At 35.7% G+C, this 24,337-nt stretch carries 23 protein-coding genes and 1 tRNA gene; 5 read left to right on the forward strand and 19 right to left on the reverse strand.

Annotation, left to right across the window (positions count from 1 at the left end):
- The first annotated feature begins 3 nt into the window (after positions 1-3).
- Positions 4-723, forward strand: a complete 720-nt coding sequence (locus tag AB3I20_RS07245) for a gamma-glutamyl-gamma-aminobutyrate hydrolase family protein (protein ID WP_368027133.1) — start codon at positions 4-6, stop codon at positions 721-723.
- Positions 724-905: 182 nt separating this feature from the next.
- On the opposite strand, the gene AB3I20_RS07250 is transcribed toward AB3I20_RS07245, so the two are convergent.
- The 8 genes from AB3I20_RS07250 to zapA all read right to left on the reverse strand — a co-directional run bounded on the left by AB3I20_RS07250 (position 906) and on the right by zapA (position 11,655).
- Positions 906-2,804 (reverse strand): fructose-bisphosphatase class III, encoded by a 1,899-nt coding sequence (locus AB3I20_RS07250; protein ID WP_067481718.1) that lies wholly within the window; start codon positions 2,802-2,804, stop codon positions 906-908.
- Between the two features lie 189 nt (positions 2,805-2,993).
- Positions 2,994-4,256, reverse strand: coding sequence for an ABC transporter permease (locus tag AB3I20_RS07255; protein ID WP_067481716.1), 1,263 nt, complete (start codon positions 4,254-4,256; stop codon positions 2,994-2,996).
- On the reverse strand, positions 4,249-5,148 hold the full coding sequence (locus AB3I20_RS07260) for an ABC transporter ATP-binding protein (protein WP_067481714.1): 900 nt from the start codon (positions 5,146-5,148) through the stop codon (positions 4,249-4,251). The genes AB3I20_RS07255 and AB3I20_RS07260 overlap by 8 nt, the downstream gene beginning before the upstream one ends.
- Before the next feature lie 188 nt (positions 5,149-5,336).
- A complete protein-coding gene (uvrC, locus tag AB3I20_RS07265; protein ID WP_368027134.1) occupies positions 5,337-7,115 on the reverse strand; it encodes an excinuclease ABC subunit UvrC in 1,779 nt (592 codons plus the stop codon).
- 143 nt (positions 7,116-7,258) lie between these two features.
- Positions 7,259-7,573, reverse strand: coding sequence for a thioredoxin (trxA, locus tag AB3I20_RS07270; protein ID WP_067481710.1), 315 nt, complete (start codon positions 7,571-7,573; stop codon positions 7,259-7,261).
- A gap of 87 nt (positions 7,574-7,660) precedes the next feature.
- Positions 7,661-10,021, reverse strand: coding sequence for an endonuclease MutS2 (locus AB3I20_RS07275; protein WP_075492007.1), 2,361 nt, complete (start codon positions 10,019-10,021; stop codon positions 7,661-7,663).
- Positions 10,022-10,622: 601 nt separating this feature from the next.
- Positions 10,623-11,171: a CvpA family protein gene (locus tag AB3I20_RS07280; RefSeq protein WP_067481644.1), complete on the reverse strand. Its 549-nt coding sequence runs from the start codon at positions 11,169-11,171 to the stop codon at positions 10,623-10,625.
- A 46-nt stretch (positions 11,172-11,217) separates the two neighbouring features.
- Positions 11,218-11,655, reverse strand: coding sequence for a cell division protein ZapA (zapA, locus tag AB3I20_RS07285; RefSeq protein ID WP_067481642.1), 438 nt, complete (start codon positions 11,653-11,655; stop codon positions 11,218-11,220).
- Positions 11,656-11,856: 201 nt separating this feature from the next.
- Between zapA and rnhC the strand changes: the two genes are divergently transcribed.
- Positions 11,857-12,777: a ribonuclease HIII gene (rnhC, locus tag AB3I20_RS07290; protein ID WP_368027135.1), complete on the forward strand. Its 921-nt coding sequence runs from the start codon at positions 11,857-11,859 to the stop codon at positions 12,775-12,777.
- A 426-nt stretch (positions 12,778-13,203) separates the two neighbouring features.
- On the opposite strand, the gene AB3I20_RS07295 is transcribed toward rnhC, so the two are convergent.
- From AB3I20_RS07295 to AB3I20_RS07335, 9 genes are all read right to left on the reverse strand, one after another.
- Positions 13,204-13,650, reverse strand: coding sequence for a GNAT family N-acetyltransferase (locus tag AB3I20_RS07295; RefSeq protein WP_067481636.1), 447 nt, complete (start codon positions 13,648-13,650; stop codon positions 13,204-13,206).
- A gap of 315 nt (positions 13,651-13,965) precedes the next feature.
- Positions 13,966-14,946, reverse strand: a complete 981-nt coding sequence (locus AB3I20_RS07300; RefSeq protein WP_067481634.1) for a hypothetical protein — start codon at positions 14,944-14,946, stop codon at positions 13,966-13,968.
- A 582-nt stretch (positions 14,947-15,528) separates the two neighbouring features.
- Positions 15,529-16,443 (reverse strand): N-acetylmuramoyl-L-alanine amidase, encoded by a 915-nt coding sequence (locus AB3I20_RS07305; RefSeq protein WP_067481631.1) that lies wholly within the window; start codon positions 16,441-16,443, stop codon positions 15,529-15,531.
- A 282-nt stretch (positions 16,444-16,725) separates the two neighbouring features.
- Positions 16,726-17,490, reverse strand: coding sequence for a type I methionyl aminopeptidase (map, locus tag AB3I20_RS07310; RefSeq protein ID WP_067481630.1), 765 nt, complete (start codon positions 17,488-17,490; stop codon positions 16,726-16,728).
- Positions 17,491-17,857: 367 nt separating this feature from the next.
- A complete protein-coding gene (locus AB3I20_RS07315) occupies positions 17,858-18,169 on the reverse strand; it encodes a DUF1292 domain-containing protein (RefSeq protein WP_067481590.1) in 312 nt (103 codons plus the stop codon).
- A gap of 21 nt (positions 18,170-18,190) precedes the next feature.
- Positions 18,191-18,622 carry a Holliday junction resolvase RuvX gene (gene ruvX / locus AB3I20_RS07320; RefSeq protein ID WP_067481589.1) on the reverse strand — a complete coding sequence of 144 codons (432 nt, stop codon included), beginning with the start codon at positions 18,620-18,622 and terminating at the stop codon, positions 18,191-18,193.
- The gene (locus AB3I20_RS07325; protein ID WP_067481587.1) at positions 18,619-18,885 is read right to left on the reverse strand and encodes an IreB family regulatory phosphoprotein; all 267 of its coding nucleotides are present in this window, start codon (positions 18,883-18,885) and stop codon (positions 18,619-18,621) included. Before AB3I20_RS07325 ends, ruvX begins: the two co-directional genes overlap by 4 nt.
- Before the next feature lie 306 nt (positions 18,886-19,191).
- Positions 19,192-19,917, reverse strand: a complete 726-nt coding sequence (locus AB3I20_RS07330) for a DNA/RNA non-specific endonuclease (protein ID WP_071868648.1) — start codon at positions 19,915-19,917, stop codon at positions 19,192-19,194.
- 137 nt (positions 19,918-20,054) lie between these two features.
- Positions 20,055-20,125, reverse strand: a tRNA-Gly gene (locus AB3I20_RS07335).
- 124 nt (positions 20,126-20,249) lie between these two features.
- Here AB3I20_RS07335 and AB3I20_RS07340 point away from each other — a divergent pair.
- Positions 20,250-20,999 (forward strand): threonine/serine exporter family protein, encoded by a 750-nt coding sequence (locus AB3I20_RS07340; protein WP_075492162.1) that lies wholly within the window; start codon positions 20,250-20,252, stop codon positions 20,997-20,999.
- Between the two features lie 18 nt (positions 21,000-21,017).
- Positions 21,018-21,503: a threonine/serine exporter family protein gene (locus tag AB3I20_RS07345; protein ID WP_067481582.1), complete on the forward strand. Its 486-nt coding sequence runs from the start codon at positions 21,018-21,020 to the stop codon at positions 21,501-21,503.
- 209 nt (positions 21,504-21,712) lie between these two features.
- On the opposite strand, the gene AB3I20_RS07350 is transcribed toward AB3I20_RS07345, so the two are convergent.
- Together AB3I20_RS07350 and AB3I20_RS07355 are read right to left on the reverse strand one after the other, a co-directional pair.
- On the reverse strand, positions 21,713-22,549 hold the full coding sequence (locus AB3I20_RS07350) for a TIGR03943 family protein (RefSeq protein ID WP_075492160.1): 837 nt from the start codon (positions 22,547-22,549) through the stop codon (positions 21,713-21,715).
- Between the two features lie 11 nt (positions 22,550-22,560).
- Entirely contained in the window at positions 22,561-23,517 is a 957-nt protein-coding gene (locus AB3I20_RS07355; RefSeq protein ID WP_071868644.1) for a permease, read from the reverse strand.
- Between the two features lie 197 nt (positions 23,518-23,714).
- On the opposite strand from AB3I20_RS07355, the gene AB3I20_RS07360 reads away from it, so the two are divergent.
- Positions 23,715-24,074, forward strand: coding sequence for a thioredoxin family protein (locus AB3I20_RS07360; protein WP_067481578.1), 360 nt, complete (start codon positions 23,715-23,717; stop codon positions 24,072-24,074).
- The last annotated feature ends 263 nt before the right edge of the window (positions 24,075-24,337 follow it).

Consider the following 24,337-nt stretch of genomic DNA (forward strand, 5'->3'; position numbering starts at 1 on the left):
ACTATGCAACCTATTATTGGAATTGCCGGTAATCATTTAAATAAAGCAACAGATACTTTTCAAGGAAATGAAGTTACTTATACCCCACAAGGATTTGTTCAAGCAGTGAAACAAGCAGGTGGTTTACCACTCGTCTTTCCTATACTTGAACCAAGCTACGCAGCTGCCTTTATCAGCCGTGTCGATAAATTATTATTAGCTGGGGGACAAGATATCAGCCCTCAATTATATCAGCAAGATCCACATCCAAAGCTACAAGAAACTAACTTGAACCGAGATCTTTTTGAACAAGCATTGATCAAAGAAGCAATCAAACAAAAGAAACCCATTTTTTCTGTTTGCCGTGGTACACAATTAGTGAATGTCGTACTAGGTGGAACCTTGTATCAGGATCTTTCCCTCTATCCCAATTGGGCAGTTAAACACGAACAACAACCAACTGTGCCAACTTTTGCTACTCATGAAGTAAAGGTTTCTGCTAATAGTCTACTTGGTTCTTTGTTACCAGAATCTTATTTTGTCAATTCCTACCATCATCAAGCGATCAAAGATTTAGCTCCTTCATTGAAAGCAATCGCCATTGCAAATGACGGAATCCTTGAGGCAGTCGAAAGTAAAAATCCCGAAGAAAAAATTTTTGGTGTTCAATGGCACCCTGAGTTGACACACCAAGTCAATCCACTGGATCAAAGTCTCTTCGATTACTTTGTCAATGAACTATAAAAAAGAGGTTGTGGCGCAAAGCGTTTAGCTCCGAAAAAATAATGAGCAACTGACAAAAATAGCATGCCATATTTTTAGGCAGTTACGAATTATTTCGAGGAACTGCTTTGGGAACACCGTTTGTTAGAAAAAAGGAGATGTGACAAGACTTTTGTCACATCTCCTTTTTCTAATTAATTCAATTATCTGGTTGGATAAATCTCTAGTAATTGATGTAGATGATTAATCTCTCGTTGAAGGACTCTTCCCTTAGTCGTAGTTCGATTTAAACGACGTGGCAACTGTTGATCAATCACCTTTTTAACATAGGTTCCCTCATCTGTCTGCGCTAATTGCTGTTCGATTGATACAAAGGGATAATGAGTGACTAACTGGAAACCATAAGAATTCAAAAGTAGTGAATAGCCAGCAATCCCCGTTGTTTTCTGATACGCTTTAGACAGTCCTCCATCAATCACAAAAACAGTTCCCTCCGCTTTGACTGGTGACTCACCTTTACAAACTTTCACAGGAGTATGACCATTGATAATCACTGAACCAGTCGATTTTATACCAAATGAGGACAAGACCTTTTGGCTAAACCATAACTCATTTCTCAAACGATAGTAGGCGTTACTTTTTTCCACATGGGTCTGTGTTTCTTCTAAAAAATAGCGTTCAAAGGTTGCCATTTTACTTTTTCCAAATAAAGGTGAAACCCGCCCACTCCAAGCATACCAAATATAATCCGTTGCTAAATCTTCACCAGAATCTGGTGTCTTTGCACTTTCACGAATTTTTTCTTCAAAAAATGTTAACAGCTCAACTCCTCCAACAACTTGCTCTTGCTCTAACGCTAAAAAGTTTCCCTTTTCATCCACTGGAATACACCCATGGAATAACAAATGGTCATTGTAAACGAGATACATCGCTCCTTTTTCCAATAAAAATTCCATGTGGTTCTTCATTCGTAGCGAGTGCTGAAAGGAATACATCAAACTATCAATTATTTGCTCCTCTTCTTTTGTCAATTGTTCAGGTGTTTCAGGGGAAATTGTTTGAAAGCAGGCACCTTTAATCGAATAGCTTGCTCCTTCTAAAGTAATTATTTCTTTTTCATAATCAATTTTGTGTAGAAGTTGGCGCTCGTCCATTTCAAATTCTGGTCTTCGCATGAGCAACTGCTCTTCAACTTTAAATTGCATAATCGCTAATGCTTGATGAACTTGTTCCAATTCACTTTGTTCAGAATCGGTCATAGTTTCGCTATTTTTTGGTGTAAACACAGCATTTTTTTTATACGTTTGATGGGCAAACGAAAATAATGGTCGTAAATTAATCGCGTATTCTTTTTCTAACTCAAACAAATAATTATAGCGTGTTGCAATACGCAGTAAAGTCAACAAGCAAGCTTTTGAACCATAAAATGCACCTAACCATAAAATATCATGATTTCCCCACTGAATATCAATTGATGATTGTGTCATCAATCGATCCATCACTTTCGCCGCTTGTGTTCCGCGATCAAAAATATCACCAACAATGTGTAAATGATCGATCACTAACGTTTGAATCGTTAACGCAAGTTTTTCTAAAAAACGATCGACTTCTCCTAACCGTACAAGTTGTTCAATCACTTTTTGTGCGTAAGCTTTCTTTCCTTGTAACCGATTATCTAAGTACAAAAGTTCTTCGATAATATAGCTGTATTCTTTAGGTAAACTTTTTCTAACTTTAGACCGAGTATATTTAACTGAGGTAAATCCCAAGAGATCAATCAACTGTACGACTAGTTGTTCCTTTTCTTGTTGAGCGTACCAAGCTGTTCGTTGCACATATTCTGGGTAAGCAACAAACAAAGTTAACTGATTTCTTTCCTCTTCCGATAATTGATTTTCAAATAATTCGCGAACTTTTTCCTTCAAGTTTCCTGAACCAATTCGCAAAATATGATCGAAAGCCGGAAATTCGCCATGAATATCGCTTAAAAATAATTCCGTTCCTTTAGGCAATTGTAAAATCGCTTCTAAATTAATGATTTCAGTTAAAACTGCTTCGGTCGTTGGAAATTTTTCTGACAATAATTCTAAATACGGATCCATCAATGACCCTCCTTAATCGGTATAGTTCATATTCTATTACCAATAAACTTTTTAAACAAGTTTAAAACAATCAAAATAGATAAAAACAAATAATTGGTCTATCCAAAAAAAGACTCAGACAAAACTGTCTGAGTCTTTGACTTAAATTCAGTTAGAAAGAGATGAACTGCTTTTTCTCACAAACGCAGTTTACCCTTTTTTCCGTTCATTTCTCATAATCGAAATTGATTGTTTCAATGAACTCCAAATGCCACCTTCACTATAAACAAGAACATTCGATTTATACATGTTTGCTGAAACGACTGTTAAGAAGAAAGTAATCAAGAGTAAGAGAATCAACGAAATCCATGCACCACCCAATCCCACTGTATCATTCGCCAAACGAATTGGCATAACATAAGAAGAAAGGAACGGGATATAAGAAGTAATCCGAATCACAATATTATTAGGATCTGATGCGCCAAGAATCAATCCCAAAAGATAACCACCTAATGAAAGATAAGTTACAGGTAGAATAGCTTTTGCGGTATCCTCTGCTTTATTGACCAATGAGCCACATAAAGCTGCCAACACAGAGAAAATCAGAATCCCTAAAATCATGAACGCTAATGAGAACCACAAGAATGGACCGAAGATATTCGTCAAAGAAATACCTGCCAAAATTTCTTTGACCATGTCCATATTCTTAAATTGTTGATATCCTACTCCAAAGATAACGCCATATAAGCCCATCTGTGTCAAAGCGACCAACAAAACACCGGTTAATTTCCCATAAAAATGTTTTTGTGCTGTCGTACTAGACAAAATAACTTCCATGATTCTTGTCCCTTTTTCCGACGCAATTTCTTGAGCAATGATTTGTGCATACGTCAAAATGATAATAAATAGCGTAATAGTGACCACATAACTTACCACATATTGCACAAGGGAATTATCTTCCCCAATAGTCATCTTCCCTTGGTCATCAAAGCTAACTTTTTGTCTATCCAACCCAGCCATCTCACTTAAACTTGCCACTTCTTGTGCAGAAAGCCCAAGTTGACTAGCACGAACAGTTGATTGAATACCTGTCAATTGTTGTTGAATCAACAATTGAGTACTTTGTCCCAGTGAATTTTCACTGTATAAAGTTCCTTTGACTTCATTATTAGCCATTGTAACGACTAGATAGGCATCAATTTTTTCATCTTCAAGTTGCTTTTGTGCTGATTTTTCAGAATCTACTTTTTCAAAACTAAATTCATCTGATTTTAGTTGGCTCATCTGTTCACTCAGTTGAGGATTCTCTGATAAAATACCGATTTTATTTACTTCACTATTATTCTGTGCAAAGTTCCCCGCCACATACATGATTCCCATCATAATAAATGGAACCAGAATCATCACTAGAAAGGAAATTGATTTTACATTTTTTAAATAAACATCTTTTGTAATAATCCAAAATTTACGCATCGAACTCACCTGCCTTCAGTTTGAAAATTTCTTCAAGAGTTGGCGGCTGTTGATTAAACATTGGGATATAGCCAAATTGTGTTGCACGAGTAAAGATTTCTTTACCTGCCTCGGGGTCTGACAACGTAATTTCAAGTGAATCATCTTCACGCGAAACGACTTTTTCAACACCTTCAACTTCAGCAACTTCAGCTTGTGTTAAATCTGATTCTAAAAATATTTTTGTTCGACCAAAAGACTCACGAATTTCATGAACCTTACCATCAAGTACCATTTTCCCATTTCGCAACATAATCAAATGATCGCAGATTTTCTCCACGTTATCCATATTATGACTGGAAAAGATAACACATGATCCTTTTGCTTTCAGCTCAAGAATACCATCTTTCAGTAGTTCTGCATTCACTGGATCCAGTCCGCTAAATGGTTCATCTAAAATAATCAGTTTTGGTTCATGAATCAATGTAGCAATCAATTGAACCTTTTGCTGGTTCCCTTTAGACAAAGACTTTACCTTATCTGTTTTCTTTCCTTTAACTTGAAACTTTTCCATCCAAAAATCAATCTTGGGCTCAATCTCTTTTCGTGTTTTCCCACGTAACTCTGCAAAATAAATCAATTGATCTTGAATCGTAACTTTTGGATAAAGCCCACGTTCTTCAGGCAAATACCCAATAATATCATATTCTTTTTCCCCTAATGGTTTACCATTCCACAAAATTTCTCCTTGATCTTGAGTCAAGAAATCCAAAATCAAACGAAACGTAGTTGTTTTTCCTGCACCATTTTGTCCAATCAACCCCATGATTTTTCCATCTGGTATTCGAAAAGATACATGGTCAACTGCAGTATAGTCGCCAAATGTCTTAACTAAATCTGTAACCTCTAACATCACTTCACTCCTTTTCTTCCCTAAACTGTTGCTCTTCATTTCATTCATAAAAATAGTTGAAACAGATACAAAAAGAGACAAGCTTTCTTGACTTAAAGATATTGGTCAAAAAAAACTTGTTTCAATCCATTTTTTCTTTATATAAAAAATAATAGGACACTTTACAAGGTTTGTAAAGTGTCCCTAACTTAGTTTTGACTTAGCTTATCGTGTACATTTTGTGCAACATTCTTTGGTAGACCAATTGCTTGCAAGTCTTCAATTGATGCTGCAGTGATATTTTTTAAAGACTTGAACTCCTTAAGTAAGGCTTTCTTTCGCTTAGGTCCAAGCCCATCAATTCCATCCAAACGAGAAGCAAAGCTGTTTTTGCTACGTAATTGACGATGAAACGTAATCGCAAACCGATGCACTTCGTCTTGAATCCGTTGAAGTAAAAAGAATTCTTGAGAATTACGTTCTAAAGGAATCACCGAAAGTTCAGGACCAAATAAAAGCTCACTTGTTTTATGTTTATCATTTTTTGCCAACCCAGCAATCGGGATATCGACACCCAACTGATTTGCTAGCACTTCTCTGGCAACATCAACTTGCCCTTTACCACCATCAATCAAAATTAAATCGGGGAGTGGTAAGCCTTCTTTTAACACGCGAGAATAACGGCGATAAATCACTTCTTTCATCGATGCATAATCATCTGGGCCTTGAACTGTTTTGATTTTATATTTTCGATACTCCTTTTTGGCAGGTTTTCCATCAATAAATACAACCATAGCCGAAACGGGTGATGTTCCCATAATATTTGAGTTATCAAACGCTTCGATACGAATCGGTGTTGGAATGTTCATTGCATTTCCTAATTTTTCTACGGCACCAATTGTTCGTTCTTGTTTTCGAACAATGAGATCAAAACGCTCATTTAATGCCACTCGAGCATTCTTATTGGCTAATTCAACCAATTTTTTCTTTTCTCCTCTTTGCGGTTGCAAAACTTTAGTTGAAAGTAGGGCTTCCACACTTGGCTTATCAATCGTATCTGGAATGAGCACTTCTTGTGGAATGAAGTGTTCATTTTCTTGATAAAATTGCCCGATATAAGTTAAGAAATCTTCTTCAGGTTCATTATAAAAAGGGAACATGGAAACATCACGTTCAATCAACTTTCCTTGACGAACAAAAAACACTTGTACACACATCCAGCCTTTATCAACAGCATAACCAAAAACATCACGATTCTTCAAGTCAGTATTTGTCATTTTTTGGCGGGTCATCACGGTATCAATTGCCCGAATTTGATCACGATACTCCGCAGCTTTTTCAAATTCCATATTTTCAGCTGCTGCTTCCATTTTTTGTTGAATCTCTGTCTCAATCGCTACATAGTCGCCACCTAAAAATCGTTTAACTTCGTCCACAATTTCTGTGTAAACAGCTGGATCAACATGGAAGAAATAAGGACATAAACATTGTCCTAGATGATAATACAAGCAAGGTTCCTTTGTCTGACTTGGTTTACATTTACGTAGTGGAAACAATCGATCTAAAATTTTTTTTGTTTCATTAGCCGCACCAACATCTGGATAGGGACCAAAATACGTTGCTTTATCTTTGAGAACTTTTCGGGTAATGACCAAACGTGGATACTTTTCATTTGTGATTTTGATAAAAGGATACGTTTTGTCATCCTTTAGCATAATATTATATTTAGGATCATTTTTCTTGATCAAATTAATTTCTAAAAGTAATGCTTCAATATTTGATTCTGTAACGATATATTCAAAGTCTTCAATTTCACTGACTAATCGTTCTGTTTTTGTATTATGACTACCAGTAAAATATGAACGAACTCGATTTTTCAAAATTTTTGCTTTACCAACATAAATGATCGTCCCGTTCTTATCTTTCATTAAGTAACAGCCCGGTTGATCAGGAAGCAAAGCTAATTTGTTCTTAATTCTTTCGTTCATCGGGTACTCCCCTCTTCGTTATTCTTTTATTTATTATAACATGGTTGTCAAGAACAAAAGTTCCCCTTCTATTAATTAACGTCAAAAAGAAGAGGCCGACTAGTTGCCGACCTCTCGCAATTGCGCTCTTTGATTTTTATTTCTTATAAGTATTGGTCAACCATTTGACGCAATTGTTCTTTTGAATGAACACCAACAGCTTTTTCGACTACTTGACCATCTTTTTTCAAAAGTAAAGTTGGAATGCTCATGATTCCGAATTGTTGTGGTGTTTCAGGATTTTCATCTACATCCATTTTTACAATACGAAATTCGTCTTCATCATATTCTTCTTGTAATTGTTCCAAAATTGGTGCTTGCATTCGACAAGGGCCACACCATGTTGCCCAAAAATCGATTAAAACTAATCCTTTATCTGTTTCTTGGCTAAATGTTTGATCTGTAATTTCACGTGACATAAAAAAGACCTCCGTTTTTATTAATCTCTGGCTAGTATAACACCTTCAACTCAATCCATCGAACAATTTGCTTACCATTAGTAAGTCTTACTTAAATTTCACAATCGTTGCACCATTTCCACCTTGATTTGCAGGTGCAAATTCAAAACTTTTCACACTACGATGATTTTTCAAATACTCAGTGATTCCCTGACGTAACGCGCCAGTTCCTTTTCCATGAACAATCGTCACTTGTGGGTAGCCGGCTAAAATCGCCGAATCTAAGTATTGATCTACTTCATTTAGTGCCTCTTCATAACGTTTCCCACGCAAATCTAATTGATTCGCCACATGGCTACTTGATTCAGAACGAACAGCATGAACCACTCGTTGTTTTGGTTCTTTTTCAGGTGCTACTGGTGTTAAGTCATCTTCTGACACATTCATTTTCAAAATACCAATTTGAACTTGCCATTGATTCCCATTTTTCTTCAACAAAGTTCCTCTTTGACCATAAGTAGTGACTAAAACTTCATCTCCTACTTTTAAGATTTTTTGTTGTTTTGCTTTTTGTAACACTTTATTTTTTCTAAGAGTCTCTTCTTGATGTAAGTCAGCTAATTGTGATTTGGCATCAATCAGCTGGTGCTCTTTCACGTTCGTTTGACCGATTTGTTGCTGCATTTTGCGAATGTCAGCAATAATTTTTTCTGCCTTTTCCTCTGCTTCTGAAACCACTTCGTTCGCTTTTTTCTTTGCTTTTTCTAATTCCTTTTCGCGTTCTTCAAAGAAATAACTATATGCTTCTTTCAAGTTTGCTTGAAGTGCTTCCGCTTCTTCAACATAATGACGCATCTCTAAATATTCTGTTTCAGCCATTTTTCGACGCGTTTCTAAATCAGAAATCATTTCGTTTAAATCTTGGCTTTCGTCGTCGATTAGTTGTTTTGCTTCATCAATTACTTCTTGTGCTAACCCCAACCGGCTGGAAATTTCAAAAGCGTTACTTCGTCCTGGAACACCAATCAATAAATGATAGGTTGGACTCAAGGTATCAACGTTGAATTCCATACTAGCATTAATGGTGTTCGCTCGATTATACCCATAAATTTTTAATTCAGGATAATGAGTCGTTGCCATAACGTAAGCCGATTTTTTACCCAAGTCATCCAAGATGGCAATCGCAAGGGCCGCACCTTCTTGTGGATCTGTTCCAGCACCTAACTCATCAAAAAGCACTAAACTTTTTTCATTTACTTTTGACAAGATTTCTACCGTGTTTGTCATATGAGAAGAAAAAGTAGAAAGACTTTGTTCAATTGATTGTTCGTCTCCAATATCCGCAAAAACTTCTTCAAAAATACCGATTTGGCTTTCCTCATCAACTGGAATTGGAAGACCTGCCTGTCCCATTAATTGAAGTAATCCAAGTGTTTTCAACGTGATTGTTTTCCCACCAGTATTTGGTCCAGTGATAACAATTGCCTGATACCCTTCACCAATGGAAATGTCATTTGGCACCACTTTTTCTTGATCGATTAAAGGATGACGTGCTTGCTTCAAGACAACATAGTTTTCTTCGCTGATCGTTGGCACGATTGCTTTGATTTCTTTCCCAAATCGAGCCTTTGCATTCATCAAGTCCATCTGTCCGATAACATACGCATTATGAATGATTTCTTGTCGATGTGGGACTAATTCTGCAGATAATTCACTTAAGATTCGTTGCACTTCATTTCGTTCTGCAATCTGATATTGACGTAAACGATTATTCAAATCCACAATTTGTTTTGGTTCAACAAATAACGTTTGCCCCGAAGCACTTTGGTCATGTACAACACCGCCAAAAACACCGCGGTACTCTTGCTTAACAGGAATAACATAACGATCATTACGCATAGTAATAATTGCATCGCTTAGATATTTCGCATTTTTCCCACGTACGATGCTATCCAATTGTTCACGAACCGTTTGTTCACTGCGACGAATATTTTGACGAATAATTTTTAATTCTGGCGAAGCATCATCTGTTACTCGCCCATCTTCATCAATTGCCTCTTTTAGTCGACGACTCAAAACAGGGATTGTAACTAATTGCTCCGCCCACATGTATAAACGATTAAACTCTATCTCACTGTCTTTTAAATCGTCGATAAAACGAGCTAATTCACTTGTTGTAGATAACACTCGAGAAACTTGCGCCAGTTCCACACCATTTAAGTCAGCGCCAATTTCAATCCGTTTCATATGCGGACGAATATTTTCTAGTTTAGGGATTGGAATCCCTCCGCGTAATCGTTGTACTTTTAACCCGTCTTCTGTTTCCTGAAGAGCATTGGTAATCTTTTGCAATTGATTGTCTGGAACTAGTCGAGCAAGTTCTTCTTTTCCTTGGGCCGTCACGACAAATTGTTGGATCATCTGTTTTACTTTTTCAAATTCTAATGTTTCTAAAATTCGTTTATTCATTTTTTCACCTACTTCACTTTAACTATAAAAAGGAGTCTGGGATCAAACAAAAACCCCAGACTTTTTACATTTTTCAACTCACATACTACTAACTACATTAAAAACTCGTAATTTTCTTATCACTTTAAGAATGGTTCTTGTACCACAATCTTTTTCTCAAAATAACTCAGAATTGTTCAAAACTATGCATGCTGTTTTAGGGAAATTTTTATTGATGTAAGCTGAACGCCTTGCGCTACAACCTTATTTACGGTGTTCAAGAAGTAACTCCTGCAAAATAAGCCCAAATTACTCAAAAATTTGAGAAGCAATTTCTGGTAATTTATTCTTATTTATTGGAGCTGGGCACTTCTTTTACAACCTCATACACGGTGTTCTCAAAGCAGCTCCTTCGGCAATAAATCCCCTTTTCTTAAAATATGGAAAACTATTTTTAGAAAAGCATTCTTATTGCTTGAAGCTAAGTGCTTTGCGCCACAACCTTATCCACGGTGTTCCCAAAGCAACTCCTCGATATAGCTTGCAGTCACTTCAAAATATGAAGAACTATTTGAAGTGACTACTCGCTATCTTGTCGTAGTTAACGCTTTGCGCCACAACCTTATCCAATCACCCTCGTAATCCACAAATCATAAATTTTATTCGTTAATATTGGTGTGTTTTCAACAATATATCGAGCAAGTCCGCTACTTCTAAATTGGTTTTGGATAAAATCTGAAGGGACAAATGAAAGTAAACTCAACAGCAAGAAAATCATGACAAAAGTTACGACAACTGACAAAAGACCACCAGCTAGCCAATCAACTTGTTTCAGCACAGGCAAGTACGTTAAGCTGTGTACAAAGATACCAACAAATCGAGTAATCAACCAACCAGCCATTAAAATAAGAAGAAATGCGATACCTGCATAAAATGCTTGATCTAAACTAAAAGAAATCGTTTGATCGAAAAAGACCAAATCCGATGTTGGCGTTACGGCCGGATAAGGAATGTATAGTTCCAAATGATTCGCTAACTGCTTATAAAAATGTTGTGCGACAAGAAAAGATACCAAATAGCCAACAGTATAGACAACTTGTAAAGCAAATCCTCTTTTCGCACCAGAAAAAAAGGCAATCAGTAAAAAAATAATAATCAATAGACTTAGCATGCCATGTTCCTTTCTCTTCTAGCTTTAGTCAAAAAACTTTGTTTGATTAAGTAGCAGATTTCTGCTTGATTTGGCCTTTACGCTTCTCATTCAAAATCTGTTGTGCTTCAACATGATTTTTGATTTCACGATCAGGTTGACCATTTTCTTTCAAAACTTCACGTGCTTCGTTCTCGATGGCTTCCATCCGTTTCACACGATTTTCTAGTTCAGTAAACTTAATCATTTTTTTCTTTAATTGCGCGACTTCTTCATTTAATTCCAAGAGTTGCTCTTGTTTTTTCAACTGATCCGAAAGCGCGTTGACCGCCATTAAAATTGCGGCTTGTTCATTATCCATTTGTGGCGATAATTGTTTTAGCTCCATCAATTGGTCATTCACTAATTTTGTAACGATATCCATATGATGCTTCGTTTCGCGACCAATAATCGTATACGTCTGATTAGCAATCACTGCTTTATAGCGTGTTTTTTCATGCGCCATACGAACCATTTCCTTCCCATAATAAAATTCCTATATAGTGTACCACGAAGTTTTTATACGTGTGTACTTCGCACATTTTTCTTAAACATACTTTACTATTATATGATAAACTTTGAAAAAATGCTATGTCCCATCAGTGACACCTTGATTCTGTCAAACGAATCATACTATCATGATCACAGCAAATAATGGAGGCCTAAAATGAGTAATGTAATAATCAAAGTTTCTGAAGCAAAAATGAATGAAATGAAAGCTGCTTACCAAATAAACTTGCTTCAAAAAAAAATGCCCTATACAACTTTTTCTGCTAAAAAAAATGGTACTACAATCACTGCCTATACATCTGGAAAAGTAATGTTTCAAGGCGCCAATGCCGAACAAGAAGCAAGTCGCTGGGGAGTCACGAATACATCCTCACCTACAAAAAAGGTGAATGCAAAAAATTCTGCTTCACTGCCTAATAATATTAGTCAGCTTTCTGTTCTAGGTAGTGATGAGGTGGGTAATGGAAGCTACTTTGGTCCTGTTACTGTCTGCGCTGCTTACGTTGATCGAGAGCACTTAAAAACCTTGAAAAATTTAGGAGTTAGAGATTCAAAAGAACTGAAAGATACTCAAATCATTCAATTAGCAAAAGTTTTAAAGGAAACGATTCCTTATCAATTGTTAGTACTTACACCAAAAAAATACAATGAAATACAACCTGAATATAATGCTGTTAGGATGAAGGTTGCTTTGCATAATCAAGCAATTCATTTACTTTTACAAAAAATTTCGCCAACAAAGCCTGAAGCAATTTTAATTGATCAATTTACCCCTGAAGCAAATTTCAAAAAGTATGCACGACTAGAAAAAAATAAAATTCAAGAAAAACTTTATTTTGTGACAAAGGGTGAACAATATCATCTAGCAGTTGCTGCAGCTTCTATCATCAGCCGTGCAAGTTTTTTAGAAGAACTTGATAAAGCTTCTGCTGAACTTGGAATAACTTTACCATCTGGTGCAGGCACAAAATCAGATACAGTTGCAGCAACCATCTTAAAAAAGGGTGGTCTACCACTACTCGCCAATTATGCGAAGCTGCATTTTGCTAATACGCAAAAAGCACAAAAACTCATTTGATTATCCTTTTAAAATGTTGAAAAAATACTGAACAAACAAAGATCCCCGCAATGACTACTTTTAACTAAGCAGCCTTTTGCGGGGACAACATTGAAACTTTAGAATAAAAAGAACGAAATAGATTGAATTTCTAAAATATAGATAAGATAAAAACAAATCAATTTCCTTGTAGTCTTCTACTGACTTAACAAGAATTTTTGATTTTTACATAATATTAGCATTTCGAATATGAACAGAAACGAAGACTCATTTATCAATTCGTTTCTTATCAAAAGGAGGAAAGTAATCATGGGTGATTTAATCGTCAAGATAGGCGTGTTATCAGAAATGCTGTTTGCCTTTCTGATAATTGTGTTAGTGATTCTAACATTGGTACTCGTTATCAAAAAGCTAACAAAAAAATAAATAAAAATCGAAGATCTTAACCTACACATCTAAATACATGATTCGTTCACCATTTTCTGGATCATACCTTTGACTATCAACAAATCCAAAACGTTGATAATAAGGTATGATTTTTTCATTTTCGTCATGCACACTTAAATAAATTCGTTCAACGGCATATTGTTCTTTCATCAAATGAATGAGTAAAGGCAAAAATAAACTGCCATATGCTTTTCCCTGCGAGTTCGCTTCAATCATCAATCGGTCTAACCACATAGCCTGTTCCTTTTTAGCACCAATCATCGAAAAACCAACAAGTTTCTTACCGTCATACATGGCTAATGGTCGCCACCCCAGTGATACATCATAGGCTGCTTCCAGCAAAGATGTGGCATTCGTTTCAATAAAATTTACTTGATTATCTGAAACAGACAACGCAATAACGTCCCGCCAATTAGACTCGTCAACATCTTTAAGTAATAAGTTCATCCAAACACTCCTTCACAAAAAATATTTCCTTTTGCAATTATTATAGCTACTGAATTTTTCACCTCTTCTTAAAGCGAGTTTCTGATGCTTACTTTAAGTATAAGCTATTTGAGCTTAATGCTACATATCTTGCTAGATAACAATGTTCAGAAAACTAGTATTTAACATTTGTGAAAGTTCATCCTTTGTTTCTCACTGATATTTTCCACCTTGAGATCGAGTGTAAAAAATTGGCTACAACAATTGAGAAAAGCATAAAATCCAGATCATATCTGTTAAGTTATGATTTTGATTTTATGCTGTTGACGTATTCAATTAATCACTATCTTTTTGCACATTCATTACAATGTGGCTATATTTCTCGCAATACGACACTTTGTAATTTATAAAAATTTCTTTGATCATATTGATTATCTCCTGCTTTTCTTTTGCTTTGAATTTAAAGCCAATCTTATGTCCAAGAGATTCTTGTTTTTTATTTTTATTCGCAAAAGGCAAGATAATATCGACATTCCCATCAAATGTTTGTGTAAACAGAAATATGTTTTCATATAGATTTCGAAGTTCTACGTCAGATAAAAATTCAGCAAATCCATTACAAGAAATAATTAAATGATCATATTGTCCGAGCGTGGCCCTTGGATATTTTTCCAAAAAATCAAAAATAGAAATATTTTCTCTTGTTATAAAATGATTCAAACCAAATAATTTTTCTGCTAATAGTTGATTATTCTTCAACCATTTTGAATCAATGTCAATATTTAGACTTTCATAAGGTTTATTAAAGCAATTATTTGTTAAGTCGTTGGTTCTATGTATTAGGCGCTCAATCTCAAGGCTATCAAAACCTGCCCCTGAACCAATATCAAGAAAGAAAAAAGATTCATTCTTTTCTATGTACTCTTTGATTTTTTGCCTTATTCCTTCTTGGATTTGTTGTCTCCTCCAAACAAGTGGTGGAGCGGCAACCTCTAACATTTTTTTGTCTACTTTTTTCCCAAAAAAACCCGACTGTGGTGTATTAAGTAAAACATAAAAAGTAACTTCTTCTGTTCCTGGACGTCGTGACATGATATTAGCTAAAGGACTCAACTTTGTTAGCACTTCACCCAAAAATGTTAATGTATAAGGAGATGACGGTAGATTTTTACTTTTAAAACTACTTAGAAACAATTCTTCCTGATTTATTTTGTAGTAGAAAGAATCATTTTTTATTTCTATAAATTCCCATACCGTTGGTTCTTGCTTCACAATCTCCCAAGCGTCCTCGAACTTCAGCAAACTTTGATTAGTCATAGTTTTTCTTCTCCTCATTTTTTATTTAAAGTCATTGTGGCAGTAGATAATTGTATCATGAAAGGGGACTCTCTCTAAACTTTTCTAAAAAAACCGATATCATCTGTCTATCAAACCTATTGTTCCTAATAAGTAAGATGAACAAAAATTATAGCGTATAACAATTATGAAGTATCACCTTTTACGTGAATGACAAATTTTGTAAAAACCAAAAGCAAAGCTACTTCAAAATAGAAAACATATAAAAAGAATAACAACACTTGTAGATTTATCCAAGGCACAATTTTTGTCTAAGGATATACAAAAACTGAAGAAACGATTAAGCAGCTTTTGACAGATATAAAAAAACAGCATCCGATAGATCTCATATCAAAACTTGAAAAATCATACATACGATACTTATTTTTCTCACAATAAATCTAATCCTATAGTAAATGTGTACTCCTGTTGCTTTTTTATGAAAAAATAAACAAAGGCTTCAGATATCTTTTTTAAAACGAAGATAACTAAAGTCTTTGTTTACAGTCTAAATCAAACGCGCGACGAATCAGTTTATATTTGATTTTTATTTATTGATAATTGTTATTCACTAAAATAAGCAAGTAATGAATTTGTCAAACTTTCTGCAAATTTTTCTTGGTAATCATCCGTTACTAATTCAGCCAAGTCAGAATCATTATTCATATACCCCATCTCCACCAAGATGGCTGGTTGAAGATTTTCTCGTAACACTTGATAGTTGCCATACATGATTCCGCGAGAATTCAGAGGCAACTCAGAAAAGCCATCAGCAATTGTTTGTGCAAGCTCCTCATTTTTCTCATAATAATAATAAGTAGTGATTCCTGTTGCTTCGTTCGCAATTTCTGTTGAATCAGCGTGCAAACTGATAAAGACATCAGCTGATTTTTCTTTGCTGAAGGTACAAATGTCACCAAGTTGGATAAACTCATCTGTCGTATGGGTCAAATAAACAGTTGCTCCCTCCGCCTCTAAAGCTGCTTTTAGTTTTTTAGCTGTACTCAGCGTGAGTGTCTTTTCTTCCGTCTGTTCGTCATTGCTCAATGCGCCGACATCATCTCCACCGTGTCCAGGATCAAGTACAATCACTGCGTCAGACAAACTAGCTGGTTGATTTTGTGTTTTCTGCACAAGCATTGTTCCATCTGTCTTGGCTAAATAACCCGTTGTCCCTGCATTCGTTTTTATTTGATAGCTGTCGTCTGTTTCGGAAAGATATTCCGTTAGTTCCCCACCATTAATCGTTGCAAGTTTTATCGTTAATTCTTTATCGGCATATAACGTACTATCTTCTTTACCAATTTTGATTTGCTGTCGTGTTTCATGACTACTTGTCGTTGTGCTGGTTGCTTTTATCTCAGTTGTTTGGGTGCTTCCTGTTTGTTCAGCTGTTGTCTTTTGTTCAAAGATTCCCAAATGATTTGTAGCAATGAACAAGACACCCACCACTAAAAATAAGCCACATATTTTTTTCATCTTCTCACTCACCTCGTTACAGATAGTGTAAGAAGTGAAGCTTAAAGGGAACTTAAATGTTCAATGATTGGTTTGTTAATAAATTTCCTTTGATTTTTTGCAAAATAAAAAGTTGTTCCTAGAACAGGAACAACTTTGGACTATTCTTCTTCTGCCATGAATGAAGCCGACTCCCGCGATAGCAGAAGAAGCAAAGGGATGATTACATATTGTTTCATTCAATTTATTTAATTGGAACTAAGCTACTGCCTTAAGACGGACTTAACATTTGTAAATCATGTATTAGTAAGTCCCTTCTTCTCCTTGAGAAGTTAAAATTAGTGGGCCGTCTTTAGTGATTGCCAAACTATGCTCGTATTGACAACTTAAACTACCATCTAGAGTTTTTGCTTCCCAGCCATTAGGCATCATCTTCATCCGCCAATCACCAACATTTACCATGGGTTCAATGGTGATAATCATTCCTTCTCTCAGGCGGATACCTTTTCCAGCTTCACCATAATGTGCAAAGAAAGGTTCTTCATGAATACTAGGACCAATTCCGTGAGCAATAAAATCTCGTACGACACTGTATCCTTTAGCTTCTACATAGGTCTGGATTGCATGACCAATATCTCCAGTTCGTTTCCCAACTTGTGCTTGTTCAATTCCTAAATAGAGAGCTTTTTTGGTTACTTCCATCAAATTGTCAACTTCAGGTGTACTTGTTCCCACGACGTAAGCCCAGCAAGAATCAGAAATGCCACCTTTTAAGTCAATACACATATCAACTTTCACTAAATCGCCTGATTTTAAGACCTGTTTTTTTGGAAAGCCGTGGCAAATTTCATCATTGATGCTAATGCACGTAGCATATTCGTAACCTTCAAATCCAATTTGAGCGGCAATTCCGCCATGAGTTTCAATGTAATTACGTACAAAAACTTCAATGTCCCAACTGGTAATTCCAGGCTGAATAAAGTCTCGTAAGTGGATATGAACGTCTGCTAATAATGATCCAGATTGAGTCATCAAGTCAATCTCTCTTTTGGATTTTAGTGTAATCATCTTGTACTCCTTATTTTAAATTTTTCATAGTATATCATTGTTTTGGATGCAATATTTGAGAGGCCTGAACGAATATTAACGGTAACCCATACATAATGCCTTGACATACATTGGGAAGTATAACAACAAATAAATGAATACACAAACAATCATAGACTACAAAAAAATTAATCTGATTCCATTCATGAATGTTGCTTACAGTACAACAGACACTAACCTATGGAATAACAACAACTTGAGAAGGGAAAAAACTACAGATATCACTAAATCAAGCTAAAGATCAAAAGAATGTCCTTCAGATTGGCATTCAAAAAAGAAGAAAAAGAGCAGAATTCTTATATAATAAGGATTCTGCTCTTTAAAAGGACTATTCTTCTTCTTCCGCCATGAATGTATTGAAAACTTCTTCAATCATATCCCATTCAGCATCTGTTTCAATTTGTTGCAATTCGCCTTCTGTACCATCTTCGTTTTCGATGTAAGCATAAGCTTGTAACTCAACATCTTCATCTTCAGAAGCCCCAGCTGGGTATAATAGTACGTAGTTACGACCGAATTCTTCTTGCCCATCAACAGTCAATAAGATTTCGTAAAGTGTTTCGTTTCCTTGATCATCAACTAATGTGATGTGCTCATGTCCTTCATGGTCATGATCGTGTGAATGATTATGTTCTGTCATATCAATTCCTCTTTTCGTTTTCTAAAATAGTTGTTTACCCGAGCCGTCAAGATAGTTTTGTAAAATCATGACTGCGGCTAATTTATCAATTACTTTTTTTCTTTTTGCTCGTGACGTATTTGCCTGTTCCACTAACATGCGTTCAGCTTGAACTGTTGTTAGCCGTTCATCTTGAAATTCGACCGGTAAAGAAAATAGTTCTTTGATTTTTTCTCCATAAGCCATGGAAGCTTCTGCTCTTGGTCCGATTGAGTTATTCATGTTTTTGGGCAATCCTACAACAAATCGATCCACTTCATATTCAGCGACCAATTCTTTTAGACGGTCAAAACCAAATTCACCAGCTGCCTCATCAATTCGAATAATTTCTACACCTTGGGCAGTCCAACCGAATGGATCACTTACTGCGATACCAACTGTTTTTGAGCCAACGTCTAAGCCCATTACTCTCATAAATTCACTCCATGATTTGAAAGATAATCTTTCACGATTACTTCCATAATTTCGTCGCGCTCATGACGTCTGATTAAATTTCGTGCGTCACGATAACGAGGAATGTAGGCCGGGTCTCCAGAAAGTAAATAGCCAACAATCTGGTTAATAGGATTGTAGCCCTTTTCTTCCAAAGCCCGATAAACGATTGCTAATGTTTCACCGACTTCTTTTTTGCGATTATCATCAAAATCAAAACGTACGGTTTCATCTGTAAAACCCATGATTCTACACCTCTTTCCCGCAAGGTATTTATTCTACCTTATCCACATTCATTTTACTAGAAGAACGCTCAAACTACAAATAAATCTTATGTACTTTTTTCAGTAATAATAAAACATTTAACAATTGGAAATTTACCATTTGTTTTTTGTTTCTTTTTTTATTTGTACAAGCTTCTTTAATAAAACATTCGTTGTTCATTATACGTTATTTTAGATAAAATGTACGTTTTTCTGTTTCAAATAAAAAAAGTGATGGCAAAGTACAAAAAATCATTCTGGAGAGTTTGTACTTTACCATCATTTTACTTATTTTTTACTCTTAACAGCTTGACCTGTTTGGTAATTGATTGTGTAACCGTCTTGAACGTTGTAAATAAAAACATTGAACTTCAACTTAGAGTCTTCGATACTTTGCGCTTCTAATTGAACACCGCGTGCTACTAACTCACTATCTTCAAAGTAAGGTGTCACTCGATAACGCACGTGATGATTTGTTTCTTTGATGTATGCAGCAATATCATTTTCATGCGCCAACATATAAGGTGTGTTTAGCGAACGAGTCCCTGTCATCAAATTTTTGATGTTATTATTTTGACCAGTTAGCTGAAAACCAATTAAGTGACTACGATTGTACAACCATTGACCATCAGTTAGTTTTTTTTGCTTCCATCCAGTTGGATTTACGTAAAGAGGTTCTCTTTTTTCTGTTGGAAATAACTCTTTTCCTAACATCGCATTTGCTGAACCTACTCGATTTAAACGATCAACCTCAGAATATTTTTCCCAAACACCGTTGGCCAAACTAAGATCTGATTGAGAAAAATCAGGCTGATTATTATTGATTTCTATTTCTTGATGCTTACCATCGTATTCAGGAACATCTGCTAACTTTGCTGCTTGTGGTGCTGAATCGAAAATTGCAGTAATCTGTTGAAAGATATCCGAATCATTTTGCGTTGTCGAAATCCCAAAAGCTCCGGCTAAAATTGCGATGACAACACCCATAATAGTCTTAGTGGTTTTCTTACTCATCTATCTACTCCTCTTCTTGCCAATTCTTCTAAACTTTAACATATGTTCCCCTTTTTAGAAACTCCCTTTTTATCTTCAATCAAAAAAGAACGTGCAGTTATCGTCTATACGACAATAAAAGCACGTCCTTTGTACAAAGCGGGTGACGAGAATCGAACTCGCGACATCAGCTTGGGAAGCTGGGATTTTACCACTAAACTACACCCGCATGACTAAAAAAAGTATACGCCTCTTTTTTTCATTGCTCAAGTGTTTTTTCATTCAGTTTTTTACTTCATTTCTGTTTTTTGTAGTAGAATGAAAACAACAAATGAACTATTGGAGAAGATGGTATGTCGGAAAAAGAATTGAATTTATTACTTGATACTTGTTTACTTGCAGGTAAAATCATGATGGAAAGCAACGCCGAAATGTACCGAGTAGAAGATACAATGAGTCGAATTGCTCTAGCTTCTGGCAATTATCGTTTAGTTAGTTATGTCACACAAACAGGATTGTTTATTGGACTTGATCGAACTTCAACTATTCGAATGGAACAAATTACCAATCGTTCCATCAATCTTGAAAAAGTAGTAAAGGTCAATGATCTATCTCGACGATACGTAGCTAAGGAATTAACATTGACTGAACTCTACGATGCCTTACAAGGCATTTATAAAGAGCGCTTCTTTTTTCCTGTTTGGTTACAAATTTTTAGCGCAGCTATCATCAGTGCAACTATTATGGTTTTATTTGGTGGCGAATTAGCTGACCTTCCCATTGCATTACTCATTGGTGGCATAGGATACGCCATTTATTTATATAGCTTGAAATTTTTCAGAATAAAATTTCTTTCAGAATTTTTTTCTTCTTTATTTATTGGATTAGCGGCTATTCTTAGTGTTCGACTAAATATCGGAATCAATCAAGATTTGATTATTATCGGTTGTGTCATGCCGTTAGTACCTGGGGTTCAAATTACCAATGCCATTCGCGATTTGTTAGCTGGCCATTACCTTTCAGGTGTATCTCGCGGAACAGAAGCTATGATGACAGCCACTATGATTGGCTTTGCCATTGCTTTTATCTTTCAACTTTTTTAATCGAAAAGGAGCTTACCCATGTGGACGATACTGATACAATTTTCTTTTAGTTTTTTAGCAACAGCCGCGTTTGCTATTATCACAAATGTGCCACGAAGCGCATTGGCTTGGTGTGGTTTTTCTGGCGCACTTGGCTGGATGATCTACTGGGTCACGATTACCTTTGGTGGTAATGCTGCATTTGGCTCCTTACTTGGTTCACTGGGAGTCGCCTTTATTAGCGATGTTTTTTCAAAAAAATTCAAGATGCCGGTCACAATTTTTAATATTCCTGGAATGGTTCCATTGGTTCCTGGGGGGCTAGCTTATCAAGCTGTCCGCAATTTAGTCACTGGTTCTTATCAAGACGCGATTACATACGCGGTACAAGCAATTATGATTGCTGGTGCAATTGCTTTAGGACTAGTTTTATCTGAGGTTTTTAATCACAATATTCGAAACTTTAAATTAAAGCGTGAATCTATGATTAGCAAACGTAAAAAGAAATTCCTGACAAAAAAATAAAGAAAACGTCGAGCGTAACTGGGCTCGACGTTTTCTTTTGCTTTAATCCTTTACACTTGTTTTTTTAGTGTTAGGCGCTTTATGCCATGACTTTGTCTATAATGTTCAAGCAGTAATTCTTCAAAATAAAGTCAAATTACGCAAGAATGGGAGAAGTCATTTCTAGTTTTTTTCTTTTTAGAGTGGAATAATCCTTTCATATTCCTTCCCTAAAAAGAACGATAGACATACTGATTTTTTGGCGCAGTCACTTTTTTCGCTGTCGTCACATGTACGGTCGGAATATCCCGCTTGAATGGCTGGTAATATTCAGACTGAATCACACCTTCCACATGATACCATTCATCATTTTTGACCGTGATTCCTTCTGGCATCTGCGTCAATAACCCAAAAACACCTGAGTCTGCTACACAGTGAATGATGCCAAAACGGAATAAGAAAATATCTTGTTTTTCTTTATCTGGCGTCTGATAAACAAACCCATCATAGCTAATTGTTTTCCCAATAAATTCACTTGGATAATTATAGATCAGCTCCATAATCTCCAAATAATTTTCATCTGTGATTTGAATAGTTTGTTTATCTCCATATTTTGCTTTTAACTCGTTCATCTGTTCTTGATAATCAGACTGATTGAAATAAATACTTGTATCAGGTTTCAGATATTGCGTCTGCATTTCCGGATCACCCACAGATTCTTTACTAACAGGAAAATTAAATCCTTTTGCTTCAACAATCGTGGTATCCAAACTAACCGTTGGAAACAATGTTCCTACTATGATTGGTAAAGCTAGTAGTACATAAGCAACCAAACGCTGGCTTGGTTTTGTCAATCCGTGGTCATGATCGTGATGCTCATCTGTTCCTTTTTCTGGGTCATTTTTTCCCCATAAATAGAGTTGAACTAATGCTAGTACTGCAGATAAAATCATCGAAAGGATTGCTAAATACCGATAATGAACATTGATATACTGGTCTAACTTGCCAGAAACTTGTAAATACATCATCAGTTCAAAATAACCTGATAAAATTAAAAAACGGATCATCACTTTCCCTCCTAGATGAGTAATGTATAACCTATAACAACCACTGCAATGACACAAATCAATGCAAAGATAAATTGACTTTTAAAGTAACGCTTCATCATCAACAAGTTTTTGATATCCACCATTGGTCCAAAAACTAAAAAAGCGACGACAGGTGCTGTCCCAAATAAACTTAATAGGGAAGAACCAATAAATGCATCTGCTTCAGAACATAACGACATCGTAAATGCTAATAACAACATGATGACAATTGCTAAGATTTTAGTTGATCCTAAAGTCAACATTACTCGTGTTGGTAAATAAGTTTGCATCGCTGCCGCAATCAGTCCACCAATGATCAAATAGCGACCTGTATCAAAAAATTCATCAATCGCATGAGTCAAAACATGCCATACTTGCTGACCCAATCGATGGATGTTGGCAAATCTTCTTTCTTTCATCTTCTGGTCTTCAATCGGCAACTCATGATGATGATGTGAATGTTTTTGCTGTTCATTTAAGTGATTTTGAATCAATTTTTCTTTCAAAACAGATTCCTTTTGAAAATAAGCCAACCAAATGCCTACTACTAGGGCAACCAAAAAAGCACCTAGTACACGCCAGCCTGCCATTTTCCAAGAATTGCCAAATGCGATATAAGTTGAAAAAATCACCACTGGATTGATAATCGGTGCAGTCAACATAAAAGCAAATGCAGTTGGTACTGGAACATCTTTTTTTACAAATTGATGGACGATTGGCACAATGCCACACTCACATGAAGGAAAAAAGAATCCTAATCCAGAGCCAACTAAAATAGATAAAAATTTATTTTTAGGAAGCCAACGTCGAACACGTTCCGGCGTCAAAAAAACTTGTAATGCTCCCGAAATGATGCAACCTAATAAAACGAACGGTAATGCTTCGATAACGATGGATAAAAAAATCGTGCTCATTTGCAAAACCGAATTGGGTATCCAAGAAAACATACTGTCTCTCCTTCTAATACAACGTCATTTGCCAAAATAATATACGCTTTTCCTTAAAAAATTACAAGTTAAGAAAAAAAGTTTACTATTCTCTTATCTTTTAGTTTGTTTTTTTGTAAAAGCAACTTGATTGACAATTCACTCATTCCCAACTACATTAGTCACAGAAAATAAAAAAGAGAAACGAGGTCGTTTGAATGAAGAAAACAACTCAGCTAGCAGAAGCATTACAACTCATCGACACGGAAGACACGGTTGTCCTTTTTCTTTCCATGCCTCATTGTAGTGTCTGTCATGCAATTGAACCACGTTTACAGAAGTTGCTCACTTCATTCGATATTCCTGCCTTGCATTTGGATGCTCACGAAATTCCTGAGGTTGCTAGCACATTTGAAGTTTTGACTGTCCCAGTGATTTTGATTTTTCACAAAGGAAAAGAGATTGCACGTCAAGCACGTTTCATTGACTTAGAAAAAATTGAGTTCCTTTTAACTCAAATAACCCATACTACTGACGCACTAAACTATGAAGAAATTTTCAACACAAAAAAGGGATAATGACAAGAATAGCTCAAATAGAAAAGCCGCCTAAAATTCGTTTTTATAAACGATTATTTTAGGCGGTTTTAAATTGAGAAACGTTTTATTTTTAGTTCTACCATAGGTTCTTTTTTATGAATAAGCGGTGTTCCCAAAGCAGCTTCTTCGGCAATAAGTCATTTTTCATAAAAATATGCGAAACTATTTTTAGAAAAATTTTTTTATTGCTTGAAGCTAAACGCTTTGCGCCACAACCTTTTTCTCAATGTTCAAGAAGTAAC

Origin of the sequence: Enterococcus sp. C50, from assembly GCF_040887505.1 — a bacterium.
Classification (GTDB): Bacteria; Bacillota; Bacilli; order Lactobacillales; family Enterococcaceae; genus Enterococcus_B; species Enterococcus_B thailandicus.